The 13,492-nt window shown below is 42.8% G+C and carries 16 protein-coding genes; 5 read left to right on the top strand and 11 right to left on the bottom strand.

The window, feature by feature from the left end:
- Positions 1 to 7 precede the first annotated feature (7 nt).
- The 5 genes from rplB to rpsJ all read right to left on the bottom strand — a co-directional run bounded on the left by rplB (position 8) and on the right by rpsJ (position 2,823).
- On the bottom strand, positions 8 to 841 hold the full coding sequence (rplB, locus tag Q7O90_RS05120) for a 50S ribosomal protein L2 (RefSeq protein ID WP_273136875.1): 834 nt from the start codon (positions 839 to 841) through the stop codon (positions 8 to 10).
- 17 nt (positions 842 to 858) lie between these two features.
- Positions 859 to 1,149: a 50S ribosomal protein L23 gene (gene rplW / locus Q7O90_RS05115; protein WP_273279885.1), complete on the bottom strand. Its 291-nt coding sequence runs from the start codon at positions 1,147 to 1,149 to the stop codon at positions 859 to 861.
- A complete protein-coding gene (gene rplD, locus Q7O90_RS05110; protein ID WP_106057520.1) occupies positions 1,149 to 1,772 on the bottom strand; it encodes a 50S ribosomal protein L4 in 624 nt (207 codons plus the stop codon). Before rplD ends, rplW begins: the two co-directional genes overlap by 1 nt.
- A 23-nt stretch (positions 1,773 to 1,795) precedes the next feature.
- Positions 1,796 to 2,431 carry a 50S ribosomal protein L3 gene (rplC, locus tag Q7O90_RS05105; RefSeq protein WP_273136881.1) on the bottom strand — a complete coding sequence of 212 codons (636 nt, stop codon included), beginning with the start codon at positions 2,429 to 2,431 and terminating at the stop codon, positions 1,796 to 1,798.
- Between the two features lie 80 nt (positions 2,432 to 2,511).
- On the bottom strand, positions 2,512 to 2,823 hold the full coding sequence (gene rpsJ / locus Q7O90_RS05100) for a 30S ribosomal protein S10 (protein WP_009644436.1): 312 nt from the start codon (positions 2,821 to 2,823) through the stop codon (positions 2,512 to 2,514).
- A 665-nt stretch (positions 2,824 to 3,488) separates the two neighbouring features.
- Between rpsJ and Q7O90_RS05095 the strand changes: the two genes are divergently transcribed.
- Complete coding sequence (locus Q7O90_RS05095) at positions 3,489 to 3,869, top strand: desulfoferrodoxin family protein (RefSeq protein ID WP_106057522.1); 381 nt, start codon at positions 3,489 to 3,491, stop codon at positions 3,867 to 3,869.
- 180 nt (positions 3,870 to 4,049) lie between these two features.
- On the opposite strand, the gene Q7O90_RS05090 is transcribed toward Q7O90_RS05095, so the two are convergent.
- From Q7O90_RS05090 to Q7O90_RS05070, 5 genes are all read right to left on the bottom strand, one after another.
- On the bottom strand, positions 4,050 to 4,391 hold the full coding sequence (locus tag Q7O90_RS05090; RefSeq protein WP_106057523.1) for a histidine triad nucleotide-binding protein: 342 nt from the start codon (positions 4,389 to 4,391) through the stop codon (positions 4,050 to 4,052).
- Positions 4,392 to 4,405: 14 nt separating this feature from the next.
- Positions 4,406 to 5,758, bottom strand: coding sequence for a tRNA (N(6)-L-threonylcarbamoyladenosine(37)-C(2))-methylthiotransferase MtaB (gene mtaB, locus Q7O90_RS05085; protein ID WP_304128306.1), 1,353 nt, complete (start codon positions 5,756 to 5,758; stop codon positions 4,406 to 4,408).
- A 29-nt stretch (positions 5,759 to 5,787) separates the two neighbouring features.
- Positions 5,788 to 8,913, bottom strand: a complete 3,126-nt coding sequence (locus Q7O90_RS05080; RefSeq protein ID WP_304128304.1) for a VaFE repeat-containing surface-anchored protein — start codon at positions 8,911 to 8,913, stop codon at positions 5,788 to 5,790.
- A 21-nt stretch (positions 8,914 to 8,934) separates the two neighbouring features.
- Positions 8,935 to 9,201, bottom strand: coding sequence for a YdbC family protein (locus Q7O90_RS05075; RefSeq protein WP_106057526.1), 267 nt, complete (start codon positions 9,199 to 9,201; stop codon positions 8,935 to 8,937).
- Between the two features lie 413 nt (positions 9,202 to 9,614).
- Positions 9,615 to 10,136 (bottom strand): gamma carbonic anhydrase family protein, encoded by a 522-nt coding sequence (locus Q7O90_RS05070; RefSeq protein ID WP_304128300.1) that lies wholly within the window; start codon positions 10,134 to 10,136, stop codon positions 9,615 to 9,617.
- A 223-nt stretch (positions 10,137 to 10,359) separates the two neighbouring features.
- Here Q7O90_RS05070 and Q7O90_RS05065 point away from each other — a divergent pair, with 223 nt between their 5' ends.
- The 4 genes from Q7O90_RS05065 to Q7O90_RS05050 are packed head-to-tail and all read left to right on the top strand — an operon-like array spanning position 10,360 to position 12,535.
- The gene (locus tag Q7O90_RS05065) at positions 10,360 to 10,878 is read left to right on the top strand and encodes a YfbM family protein (RefSeq protein ID WP_304128297.1); all 519 of its coding nucleotides are present in this window, start codon (positions 10,360 to 10,362) and stop codon (positions 10,876 to 10,878) included.
- Positions 10,879 to 10,887: 9 nt separating this feature from the next.
- Positions 10,888 to 11,517: a hypothetical protein gene (locus Q7O90_RS05060; protein WP_304128296.1), complete on the top strand. Its 630-nt coding sequence runs from the start codon at positions 10,888 to 10,890 to the stop codon at positions 11,515 to 11,517.
- Between the two features lie 27 nt (positions 11,518 to 11,544).
- On the top strand, positions 11,545 to 12,270 hold the full coding sequence (locus tag Q7O90_RS05055; protein ID WP_304128293.1) for an SMI1/KNR4 family protein: 726 nt from the start codon (positions 11,545 to 11,547) through the stop codon (positions 12,268 to 12,270).
- Positions 12,257 to 12,535: a hypothetical protein gene (locus tag Q7O90_RS05050; RefSeq protein WP_304128289.1), complete on the top strand. Its 279-nt coding sequence runs from the start codon at positions 12,257 to 12,259 to the stop codon at positions 12,533 to 12,535. The genes Q7O90_RS05055 and Q7O90_RS05050 overlap by 14 nt, the downstream gene beginning before the upstream one ends.
- Positions 12,536 to 12,744: 209 nt before the next feature.
- On the opposite strand, the gene Q7O90_RS05045 is transcribed toward Q7O90_RS05050, so the two are convergent.
- A complete protein-coding gene (locus tag Q7O90_RS05045; RefSeq protein WP_304128287.1) occupies positions 12,745 to 13,290 on the bottom strand; it encodes an SMI1/KNR4 family protein in 546 nt (181 codons plus the stop codon).
- Positions 13,291 to 13,492 lie beyond the last annotated feature (202 nt).

Below are 13,492 nucleotides of genomic sequence, written 5' to 3'. Positions count from 1 at the left end.
TCCTTTCTTATTTAGCATTTCTTCTTCTAACGATGTACTTGTTGGAATCCTTGTGCTTGTTACGTGTCTTGTAACCAAGAGTTGGTTTACCCCAAGGTGTAACTGGGCTCTTACGTCCAACTGGTGCTCTACCTTCACCACCGCCGTGTGGGTGATCGTTAGGGTTCATTACGGAACCTCTTACTGTAGGTCTCCATCCCATATGTCTCTTTCTACCAGCCTTACCAATCTGGATGTTAGCGTGGTCAATGTTGCCAACTTCTCCGATTGTAGCTCTGCAGTTGATTCTTACCATTCTTACTTCGCCAGATGGTAGTCTTACCTGAGCATAATTGCCTTCCTTAGCCATGAGCTGAGCGCCGTTACCAGCTGATCTTACAAGCTGAGCACCCTTTCCAGGCTTTAGCTCGATGTTATGAATAATTGTACCTACTGGGATATTCGCAATTGGCAGTGCGTTTCCTACCTTGATATCCGAATCTGGTCCAGATTCAACTACGTCTCCAACGCGCAGCTTGTTAGGAGCAACGATGTATCTCTTCTCTCCATCTGCGTAAACTAGAAGAGCGATATTCGCTGTTCTATTTGGATCGTACTCGATAGTCTTAACTGTTGCTGGAATACCGTCTTTAGTTCTCTTAAAGTCGATAATTCTGTACTTAGGTCTGTATCCGCCACCTCTATGTCTAACGGTGATCTTACCTCTTACATTTCTTCCTGAATGCTTCTTCAGAGTTTTAGTAAGGGATTTTTCTGGCTTGCTAGCTGTTATCTCCTCGAAAGTCGAAACAGTCATGCCTCTCAGACCAGGAGTGGTTGGATTATACTTCTTAATTCCCATTATTTACTCCTCCTATTTTACAGTCCCTGGAAGATTTCGATCTCTTTGCTATCCGCAGTGAGAGTAACGATTGCTTTCTTATAAGAAGCTGTTCTTCCTACTGTTCTTCCCATTCTCTTAACTTTTCCATTAACGTTCATGATATTAACCTTAGCAACATCAACTCCGAAGATTTCTTCGACAGCCTGTCTAACCTCGGTCTTGTTAGCTGTATCAGCAACCTTGAAAACATACTTCTTGTCAGCCGACATGTCCATGCTCTGCTCGGTGATGATAGGCTTAAGTATTACGTCGTAACCGCTCTTCATTATGCGTATACCTCCTCAATTCTCTCAGCTGCTGCCTTAGTGAGCACGAGGCTGTAATGATTGATGATCTCATATACATTCATTGTGCTTACAAGTGCAGTTCTCACACCCTGAATGTTAGAAGCAGATCTAACAACGTTCTCATCCTTCTCATCCATTACGATGAGGGCCTTCTTATCAGCCTTGATGTTCTCGAGAACCTTAACCATTTCCTTAGTCTTTGGCTCAGCGAACTTTAGCTCGTCTAGTACGATGATTTCCTTATCAGCGACCTTAGCAGAAAGTACGGACTTAAGAGCAAGTCTCTTTACCTTCTTAGGAACTGCATATCTGTAGTCCCTTGGCTTTGGTGCGAAAACAATTCCACCACCTACCTGCGTAGGATCTGTTGTGCTTCCCTGTCTGTGGCGACCTGTACCCTTCTGTCTGAAAGGCTTGCGTCCGCCTCCTCTTACTTCACTTCTTGTCTTGGCAGATTGGGTTCCCTGTCTCTGGTTTGCCAAGTAATTCTTGACTACAGTCTGTACTGCGATTTCGTTTGGTTCGATTCCAAAGATTTCGTCGTTCAATGTAACTTCGCCAACCTCAGCACCGGCCATATTAAGCATCTTTACTTTTGCCATTAGTGATTCCTCCTTTCTGCCTCTTATTTATTCTGTCCTTTTACCGCACCCTTAACCTTAAGGAGTCCGCCCTTCTTTCCAGGAACAGCTCCCTTAACGAGAAGTAGGTTGCGATCAGCAATAACCTTTACGAGAACGATGTTCTGTACTGTAACTGTGTCTCTACCCATTCTTCCTGGGGCTTTGTTGCCCTTGAAGACTCTTGATGGGTATGTACCAGCAGCAAGAGCACCTGCAAGTCTCTTATGCTTGGAACCGTGAGTCATAGGACCTCTGCGGTGTCCGTGTCTCTTGATGTTACCCTGAGTTCCCTTACCTTTGGAAACGCCTGTAACGTCAAGCTTCATTCCCTCTTCGAAATCAGCAACTGTGATTTCCTGTCCTACCTCGTAAGTCTCGCCATCTTCGACTCTGAACTCAGCGAGGTGCTTCTTAGGAGCTACTCCGCACTTCTCAAAATGACCAGTCTCTGGCTTGTTGAGTCTGTGTGCCTTCTGCTCCTCGTAGCCAACCTGCACAGCATTGTAGCCGTCGGTCTCTACTGTCTTAACCTGTGTTACTACCTCAGGTCCGGCTTCGATTACGGTAACTGGTACTACAGCACCGTTCTCATCGAAGATCTGTGTCATGCCGATCTTCTTGCCTAAAAGTGTTTTCATAATTCTCCTCCTAGTGTCTTACAGCGGATCGCCCTGGTTTGGCCGAATTGCCCTCTCATGCGATCTTTCTAAAATCTAGCTTAGAGCTTGATTTCAATGTCAATGCCTGCTGGCATATCGAGCTTAGCAAGAGCATCTGTTGTCTTAGTCGAAGCATTAGTGATGTCGATAAGACGCTTGTGTGTTCTCTGCTCAAACTGCTCTCTGCTGTCCTTGTACTTGTGAACAGCTCTGATGATTGTTACGACTTCCTTCTCTGTTGGAAGCGGAATAGGGCCAGATACTGTAGCGCCTGTTCTCTCAGCAGTCTCAACAATCTTTGCTGCCGACTTATCCAATAGAGCATGGTCATAAGCCTTCAGTCTGATTCTGATTTTCTGTAGTTCGCTCATTAGTAGTTCCTCCTGTTTGTTTTGTACTGTTTTCGCTATGCTTGTACAGGACTTCGCCCGTTTTTTACTTGCTACGCCTTAGCTCTTACACTCTTTCGTGCGTTTCCTAAAGGTTTACACAAATCAAAAATGGCGAACCCCCTCGCCCTCGTCTAGCGAGGACAATTCTCCGCAGAAATTACCTGATAGCTCAGCAACTTCCTGCTTCATCGCCTTAAACAAGCTTTTAAATTATACATGGCGAGAATTTACAATGCAAGGCTTTTTTGCACTTTTTTACGAAAGTAATTACAGTGTTTTCAAGTGTTACAGGCAGCCCTTCACTAACACGGCTACGTGCGTTTCCTTTGTGTTGATATTTCATCAAAAACTATTCGTTTTTTTATGTTTTTTGTATAAATTGCACTCTTTTAGGGTTCGTTTCGTTCATTTGACTCAGCTGATCGAATATGAATAATTGATATGTTTTCTCAAAAATACATAAAAAATACATTATTTAGCAGTTGGTATTTTCCAAACACGCCCTAGTAGTCTTTTATCGTCTATTTATATTTTATGTTTCTATATGTATTTGATTCTCATATCGATACTATACGACTACATATATGATACAATTCTCTTATAAGATATTGAGTTTCAGTATTTCTGAAAGGAGTATTAACAAAATGAAAAAGTTATATAAGAGTAAAAGTTGCGGTACTATTGTAGGCAAGGTATTTGATGATGGTGGAGTTCTCGCATGTTGTGGGGAAGATATGGAAGAGCTTGTGCCAAAGACCGCTGATTCTGCTACTGAAAAGCACGTTCCTGTGGTTGAGTGCGACGGCAATCTCGTTAAGGTTACTGTTGGTAGCACACTTCACCCTATGACAGAGGAGCATCATATTCAGTTCATAATCCTTGAAACCAATCTAGGATTCCAAAGAAAAGCTTTAAAGGTTGATGGAGAGCCTGTTGCAACATTTGCCATCCAGGACGGAGAAAAAGTTGTAGCAGCATACGAGTATTGCAATATCCACGGTTTCTGGGTTAACGAATTGAACTAATATTTCATGTTCAAGGTGTATGCCACAAACTATTCAGTCGCAGGAGCTTTGTCCTGATTGATACAGATTTATTAAAACAATTGGTTGCAGATTTCATAGAAAAGCATAAGCGGAAGGCGATGCCCTTCCGCTTATGCTTTCTTATGTTTACTTGCTCTTCTATATATCTCTAACGAGCCTCTAACCTGGTGGCCAAGTCATCTTTCTACGCCCAAGAATATGAATGTGCAGGTGGTGAACAGTTTGCTGTCCATCTTCTCCAGTATTGATAACGGTTCTATATCCATTATCTAGACCTTCTTGAGCTGCGATATCCTTAATCTTAAGCATCATGTGTCCCATAAGCTCTCTATCTGCGTCTTCTAAATCATTAAGAGATGCAACGTGCTTCTTGGGAACCATCAAAACATGTACAGGTGCCTCTGGAGCAGCATCACGGAAAACCGAAATAAGGTCATCCTCGTATACCATATCAGTAGGTATCTCACCTTTTGCAAGCTTGCAGAAAATGCAATCTTCCATATGACTCCTCCTTTCTAGACCACTTCAGCTAAGCAGCCTTCCTTGTAATTAGAGATTAACTGAACCTCAACGAATTCGCCTGAGGTCAGCTTTCGCTCCTTATCCTTAATATACACCTTTATGTAGTTAGATGTATATCCTGTAGCGTAATCTTCTTCAAAAGTTTCCACGAGCACTCTGTGTACTACACCAAAGTTCCGTTTCTGGAACTCCTGCGCGACGTATTCCGCTCTGTCAATCAGCTCATTTACACGAGCCGTCTTGTCTGCCGGCGTTACTGTCTCCTTATACTTCGCAGCCTCAGTGCCCTGCCTAGGCGAGAATTTGAATGCATGAACCCTGCCGAACGAGGCTTTGTTAACGACGTCTAGAGTGTCTGCGAAATCTTCTTTTGTCTCTCCAGGGAATCCAACTATTATATCCGTCGTGATTCCGTATAGCGGATCCACGCTTCGTATAGCCTCGACAATCGCAAGGTACTCATCCCTAGTGTATCTGCGTTTCATGCCCTTTAGAACATTGTTACTGCCACTTTGTATAGATAGGTGCAGATGTCTGCAAAGTCTCTTGTACTTGACGATTCGTTCAACGTGCTCCTTGTCTACAACGTTAGGTTCAAGTGAGCTCAGCCTTACTCTGAAATCTCCTTCTAACTCATCAAGCCTCTTCAGCACCGCTTCAATTCCTGAAAGACCTTCTTCATCATCCTGTCTCTTAAACGTAAAACCTTTTTCGCTTCCATATAGAGCGGTATTGATGCCAGTAAGCACAATTTCCTTGTAGCCTCTATCTACAAGAGCTTTCGCCTCAGCAATAATCTCCTCTATCCCTCTGCTTCTGACCGCCCCCCTTGCATAAGGAATCTTGCAGTAGGAGCAGAATCGGTTGCAGCCCTCTTCAATCTTTATGTATGCTCTCTGCATCTGCGACTCACTTGAGATTACAATGCCAGTCTCCTCATAACCGACAAGTTCACTAAAAGGAAGCACTCTGGTTTCAGTATCAGTCTCTTTGCCAGCTTTCCTAAGCCCCATAGCCTTCATAACCTCGTCGCAGATAGTAGACTTAAGGTTGTTTCCAATAACGATATCAACATCAGGCATGGCCTCAAGCTCTTCGCTAGCGGTCTGAGCATAGCATCCTGTAACCACCATCACGGAATCAGGGCTGAGCTTCTTCATTCGCCTTATATATTTTCGCGACTTGCTATCAGCAACGCTTGTCACAGTGCAAGTATTGATGACATAGGCGTCAGCAGCTTCATCTTCCCCCACGATTTCTGCACCGCGGGATCTGAACTCTTCTTTCATAGCCTCTGTCTCATATTGATTTACCTTGCACCCAAGCGTATGAAAAGCAATCTTCATATGTGTTACCCGTCCTTTACAATGATGGGTTAAAGTCTAACACACCTCTTTATAGCGGTCAACGAAGCTAAGGTGATGAATGACATTATAAATAGTCCAAGGTACATATATAGCAGTGAACCATCGCCAGTTCTTGGAATTGACGGATGTGCAACTCTGATTGTTTGATCTCGGTTATTTATATCTTCATGTGTTGCAACGAGCTTCCCTTTATCGTCATACACCTTTTCGTATGCTACGAGCTCCTTGCCTGCAATCTTGGACGTATTAAGTTCAAATGATACTGATGCTGTGCCATTTCCTTCACTTGTAAAAGTGGTACTTCCTGTCACAACTTTTCCGTCTTCTTCGTAAGGCCTGCCAGCCTTCTTATCCATTAGGATACCTCTTACAGTGTAGCTATGTCCCGAAATCAGATTCTCGTACCTCACTGCGTCAACCAGCGATACATTCTTTGCCTTTGAAATTATCTTCACTCCTCCCTTACCAGTCATCTTGGTTCCAATAGCTGGGTAGTAGATGGACTGTGCAGAATCGTCGATATCAGCATGCACTGCAACGGGAATATTTCTATAAGTTAGTGTTTCGAACACTACGGTCACTTTATCCTGGCGGAGAGTCGAGTCGTATCTGAATTCAAGCTCTATTTCTCCATCTGCGTTCTCCGCTATAAATTCTTTTTCTGCAGTAATCTCTTTGTCATCCTTATCAAGGATAGGTTTATTCTTACCCTTGTCCATTAGGACTCCTGTCACCTTATATTTCTTGCCGATGATAAGGTTCTTGTACTTAACCTTGTCGATGATTATCTCTTCCTTGCTCGGGGCACCTGTATTTGTTCCGGACTCAATTGAATGTGCCTGCGTTCTAACTTCTGGATGGCGAAGTGTCTGGTTGTCATCGTTTATATCGCGATGATTCGCAATCTCTTTGCCTTTATACTTTAGTGTCTCAAAGACAACAGTGTCCTTTCCAGCTAGCTTATTAGTATCAAAGGTGAACTCAAGACCTACATCTCCGCTTGCAATACTGTCAGAAATCGTCGAATTCTGCGCAGTAACCGTGAACTCCTTCTGAGCGGTAATCATGCTACCATTCTGTTCAAGAGGCTTTCCTGTACTCTTATCCATCAGCACACCTTCGAGAGTATATGTTTCACCTTCATACAGGTTTGAGAAACTCACAACATCCTTAACCTTAGTCTTTGGACCGTACATTGCAATTGAATCCTCCGTCGCAACGTCCATAGCTTTAGTTCCGATTTTAGGGATGGCTGGATTGTTGACATGCGAAGATGGCTCTCCTGAGTTGAAGTACACCGCAGCTCCCGCACCATCACCATCGATTTTCTTGGTGTATACAGTCTTATCTAGAAGATATCCCGCTGGCGCCTTAGTCTCGCGAATAGTCACTGTTCCGCGAGGCAGTACAGCATCTCCCTGTTCTGTGACAAAGAGAGGATCACTGCCCTTTACGATGTTCTTATCTCTGAGCTCTGCAGTGTATTTACCAGAAGCATCCTTAGTCGTTCTTAGCTTCCATGTGCGAACAACCTTTGCATTTTCAACAGGTCCAACAGTATCGTAATACTTAACTTCAAATTCAGCACCAGTCATGTCACTAGGATTCATGTAACTATCACCACTAGCTTTTTTCTCAAGGAAAATCTTGACAGGAGCAAACACAGGCGAATCATACGACTGTACCGTGCTCGTAGTCTCAGCCTTGCTCTCCACCTTATAAACAGTCTTGTCCAGTTCATAGCCTACAGGTGCTGTCGTCTCCTTTACAGTGTATCGACCAGGCTTCAATTCCAAAGCTCCTGTTCTACCCTTTTCGTCTGTCGTCAGTTTTCCGACTGCCGTTCCTCCTTCATCGTAGACGGTATACACTGCACCAGCTAGAGAATATGTACCTTTGCACTCTCCAGCAATCTTGATATTGTTGCCGATGGATTTAACAACTTCGATCTTTCCATATGGTTTTAGCCCCCATGCCAGCATCATCTGCGATCCATTCGTTGGATAAGCTAGATATGATTTAAAATTTTCAGGAATTTCGCCCTTGTAGGCTTTCGCATCCTGCATCATACGATTGATTAGCGGTCTTGAGTTAACTCTTTCATATGCAGGTCTGCCATTAACTCTTCTAGCGGCACATACTAATGCAAAGTAATACTCTTTCTCATCATAATTACTCTTCTGCCACTTATCTGTACTGGCAAGGTACGCGAATTTTGTAAACAGAGAATCAGATGCCTGCTTTGTAAGTGTTACGACCTGCCCTGCTTCTGCAGTTCTAAAGTTCTTACCATCTGCACATGCCGCATCATGGATAAGCCCATCGACATTCACCTTGAATATACTCGCATGATTACGGTTATTATCCTTGTACTGCTTATGCCATGTTACTGTTCCTCTCGTTGGTTCAGTCACTGAACTTGCTGTCACAGACCTAAACGAGGAGGCACCTCTATGAGTTGCTGCCCCTACGCTCATAGTCATTCTTCTACTGACATTGTCATATGATGCAGACTCTGGTATTCTCTCTAAAGTATTAGTATTATGAACATTTCCTCTTCTGCCTGCTTCGTTATCAAACTCGCCTTCCATTACGATGTTCGAATCGGCACTACGCACATTACCATCTGACTCGCTATTAGATGAATCTGCTCCGCTTGTAACTTCGTTGCTATTCACCGCTTTGATGGTGAAATTCGCATGACCACCTGTCAGCTTAATGATGAATTTCCCCTCGCTACTTTTATTTACAAAGTGAGTAGCTGAGTCTCCTTTCATATTCACATCACCGTACACGCTCGCATTCTTTCCACCATCAAGAGCTATAATTTCAAGAATTACACCTCTATCCAGCTTGTAATTAATCTGGTACTCATCTCCCGTCCTTGCACTTTGGGCAAAAGTCTCTCCATTTGATAGATTGGTAGTATCTGAAGTCCCAGACTTCAAAACTGAAAGCTTCGCCCCACTTCCAGTTGCTTTGAGCTGAAGTCTCGCAGCCGTATCAGGCGGAATGATATTTACACTGCCATCAGGAGCTTTACCTGAACCTAGCGCAAAAACCTGTGATGTTCCAAGAAGCATCACTATACATAGCATCGAGACGATGCAATTATAAATACGTTTAATATTCATTGCTCACCTCAAAATCCAGCTCTAATTGCCTTCATCTTCTGAAGCTGGCATATCCTCGAACCTATCAGCAAGAAGCCTAGAGAGTTCCCGAGCCTCATCCTCATGCAAAGTAATCCCTCTGCTCATATGCTCGTGATCAGAGTCCCAGTCACGAATATCGAACTTCGGTGTTCTGTCGTTCCACTGAATTAGGTTAAGTTCCTTGCTCCAATTGTTCTTATAGGTAGCCAGTACCCCGATGTGATCCAAAATCTTGTAAGTTACACTTCTTTCATTGTTAGTTGCCATTTAAAACTCCTTCCATTTATACACGGTGCTATCGCACCTCACTTTCATGTAAATTATATGGTTCCTGTGGAGCTGACAACAATGCAAGAAGTGCACTATAAATAGCGAGATTATCCCTTTTATGAGAGTTTTTATAATGCGATTTAGAGCGACCTAGAAATATTAGTTTTAATGCGGATTTTATGATGCGAATTAAAATTTAGAAGCAAAAAATTAAAAGGACCTCTGCACGGTAGAGATCCTAAGCGCCCTTTGGCGGTTTTATATTTAACACACTTATTGTGTCTAAATACTAGCATAAGTATGTCACATAGAGTTCGTTGATGTAATGAAATGCACATTTTATGTTCCGAATGACACAAAAATGTGCTTTTCATGTCATCACTGCTCGATTTCGATTCTTCATAGGCTCTCTAATCACGAATGCTTTTCATCTCTTTACGAGCTGTCTCCACATACGAAGCTGCTTCACCAGCGATTCCCGCTCTTTCTGCAGAGCTGAGTTCCCTAATCACTTTGGCCGGACGACCCATTATGAGCACGCCATCGGGGAATTCTTTACCCTGAGTGACGAGAGAGCCCGCTCCGACGATGCATTCACACCCGATTTTTGCATCATCCATTATTATCGAACCCATACCTATAAGCGTCGAATCGCCTATCGTACAGCCGTGAATAATCGACATATGACCTATTGTCACATCAGCTCCTATGTATGTCCCGCCATTTGTCGCGATATGAATTATAGAGCCATCCTGGATATTGGTTCTGTCCCCGATTACAATATCTTTGCCACTAGAGCGCAGCACAGAATTGTACCAGATATTCACGTCCTTACCAATTTTAATATTCTCAGGTCCGCTAAGCTGCACACCATCAGCTATGAATACGCTATCATCGTATAACCCTAGCTTTTTTACCTCTCTATTATCCATATTATTTATGTGATGCCTTTCTATTTTCTTTAGCCTCTAGCCGCAGACTGTTTTCCTTATAAATTATTTCAATACTAAATATACACCTCTTTGCAATATTCTACAAAGTTTGTATTCCAAACTCGTCCCGCGAGGTGTACAATTCAGTTAAATAATAAATGTATTGTAAATCTTGTAGCTTAAGCTAGCAACCAGTAATTAGCTTGTGATGGAGGATAAACCAATGGGATTGATTGCTAACTACCAATATATCGATGACGCAAATCTCGACGTTCTTCTGCGCCTTGCGAATCTCGATGATAAAGAAGAAGTTTTTGAAACTATTGAAGATTTAAACGAAGAAGCTGAAATTTTCCTTGATACTGATAAGATGTGGGATGTGATGCACTTCGTTCTAACAGGAGTGAGCACCGATGAGAGGTCTAGTACTAACCCCCTCAGCGTGGCAGTTATCGGCGTAGACTTATTTGAAGATTTAAGCCAATTCGTCGCATGTGTAAAAAATGACCGTGTTCCTGAAATAATTTCGGCGCTCGAGGGTTTCGATTATGAAAAAGCTCTTGAAAATTTCAATATGGAAGATTGTGCAAGTGCTGGCCTGTATCCAAACATATGGGATGAAGATGATGAGGACTTGGTCGATGAGCTAATAGAAGAAATCGCTGATTACATCGAAGGACTTCGAGACTTCTATAAGAAGGTGCTCGAAGCCGGAGGACATGCACTTATTACGATTTATTAAGGGAGATATATGACGATTAATTTAGCGGATGCGATTATGAAAACAGCAGGCTTAAATGAAGCCCTGATGCGAGAATGCGATATATTTTTCTGCGATAAGCCCAGGGGCACTGAGTATTCGGGGCATGGTGAAGTATATTCGTCCTCGTTCGAAACATTTGCATCCGATGGAAGCGGCGGCGAATATGTAAAGCTTGAAGACGGCAGCATCGGATATATTAGCAGCGAAGGGAGCGTCGGAAGAGTTGCTGAAAGCATAGAGGATTTACTTCAATTTCTAATTCATGCGGGATGTATTTCGGATTTTAACTGTAAATACATCTACAAAAGCGATGAGCTGTTATCCGCATTTTGCAGCGGTTACATCGAGAAATCACGCAAGTCATATAATGAGAAAGGTACTGATTTCGACGAGATTAGAAGCGAGCTTGCGCGGAAGTTATCGCTTGAGTATGATCCTGGTAAGCTCCCCGAGTATGCAACGAGATTTTACGAAGCTGCCAGCAGAGAGCCTTCATTCACATGCAAGTTCGGAGATGGAGAAGACGAGTTTGTATGTGACGGGATTATTTCGGATATTCTCGGACTATGGGTAAACGAGCTAGTGGGTATGACTAGAGACGAGATTCTAAATTATTAGCAAGTGAAAATATTAAGAGGCGATATTATGAAACCTTTTGAGAAATTTGACTGGAAATCATTTGGGGACAATTCTGATGGCTATACTGATGATTATGCAGGCAAGGCTCCTACTGGCTGGGATATATTAGATATAGAAAAAGCGACTGGATATAAGCTTCCAGAGTCCTATATCGAGCTTATCAAGCACCGAAACGGTGGTATTCCTGTAAATAACATCGTAACAACAGACAACCTGTGTGTTCATCTGGTTGGAATCTATGGTATCGATAAGGATAAGGAGTGTTCCGTTTGTGGTGATTTTGGAACTGAGTTCTGGCTTGAGGAGTGGGGATATCCTGCAATTGGCCTTGTAATTGCAGACACCATCTCCGGTGGACACGACATGGTATTCCTAGATTATAGCGAGTGCGGACCAGAAGGTGAACCTATGGTTACATTAGTTGATCAAGAAGATGACTACAGCCAAGAGATATTAGCAGATAACTTTGAGGAGTTCATATGCAAGATTGAATCCGACAGGGTGATTACTGATATCGAAGAGTTTAAGCAGCTCGATACAGAGAAGCAAGTGCTCGCTCTAAATAAGCTCCGTAACATGAAGGGTTCTAGAGCCATGATAGAGCTCCTTGAGCAGGCCGAAGCTAGTTCATATAGCGAAGATGTTCTCGGCATGCTAGCAAGCGCTTACAACAATATAGACCAAGAGGATCTTGCTATTCAGACTCTAGACTTATTGCGTGCCAGAAGCTAGTCGTGATGCGATGTGGTATTGCCGTTATGGCTACTCTTATGCCCTTAAGTCTAAAAAGGCAGGCAACGCTCACCATGAGAAGAAAAAAGCCGCTGTAAGGAATCTTGAAAAAGCTATCGAGTTAGCCGAAGGTAGTAGCGAAGATGACGTAATCGACCAATGCATGATGATCTTTGACAAAATACTAGACCTCAAACCAGCCGACTTACGCGGTGGATATAGGCTAGCTTATACGTATTACCACCACTACTATACCGAGGATTAGTCGTCAACCTACTTCACTGAATCTCATAGGACAGAATTTAAAAATCTAATATTAGTAAGAATGGGGGCTTGCCTTTGCAACCCCCACCTTTATTTTATATGTGATTGAGCTTTTAAATTTAGTCCACTTTTATATATGACGTGTTTTCAACGCTGATTTCTGCTGAATTTTAGTATCATCTTATCGCCGATGCTATAATGTCTGAATTCTTATCTGCCAGCTCTATTCTTCAGCTTCTCAACCTTCTTATCCTTACGTTCCTCTAGCTCAGCGATTTGACCAAGTAAAAAGCTCTCAAAATCGCCTTCAACATCATGCATCTCATAGCCATCGAAAACAACTATCTTGCCTTCTCTATCGAAACAGAATATCTGCTCGCCGTCACCTATTACCGAGAAGAACGGGATACAGTCAGATAGCCCACTTTCATGGAAAGCCCTTGTATTCGCACGTAAGTCTAGGTGCTCTGGGACTTCGCTTGAGATGCCGTAAACCATGATTCCGCGGCAAAACTCCCAGAATGGTGCAACTTCATACTCCTGTGCCATAGGCCAGATTTCTTCTCTTACTTCCATGTATAGACCACCAAGCGGAGACATTGTAAACTCTTTGAAATCCTCCGGTAGCTTTATATTGAACTCGCTCTCAAAAGCTTCTATATCTTGTTCTGACGGCGTGTCATCTCCACATGCGAAAACCTGATAAGTTTCTTTGTCGTAGCTTCTAAAATAATCGTAAATCTTTTCTATAGACATATTTCACCTCGTTATACTCCCGACAATTTGCCTGGATACTGATTTCACTAATATATTCATTATACTTTCTGTCATATATTTATTGTAGTGATTCAATATAGAAAAATCAAATGACGCTAATTAAAAGCATAAAAACAGGGGCGCATACGCCCCTGTCATTAGTTATCTGGTGGTATTCCCTCGTAATCTATGATTACTCGAT

The organism is Mogibacterium diversum, assembly GCF_938028775.1.
Taxonomy (GTDB): Bacteria; Bacillota; Clostridia; order Peptostreptococcales; family Anaerovoracaceae; genus Mogibacterium; species Mogibacterium diversum_A.
Note: the sequence above shows the minus strand (reverse complement) of the source record. Positions and strands in the feature narration are given on the sequence as shown.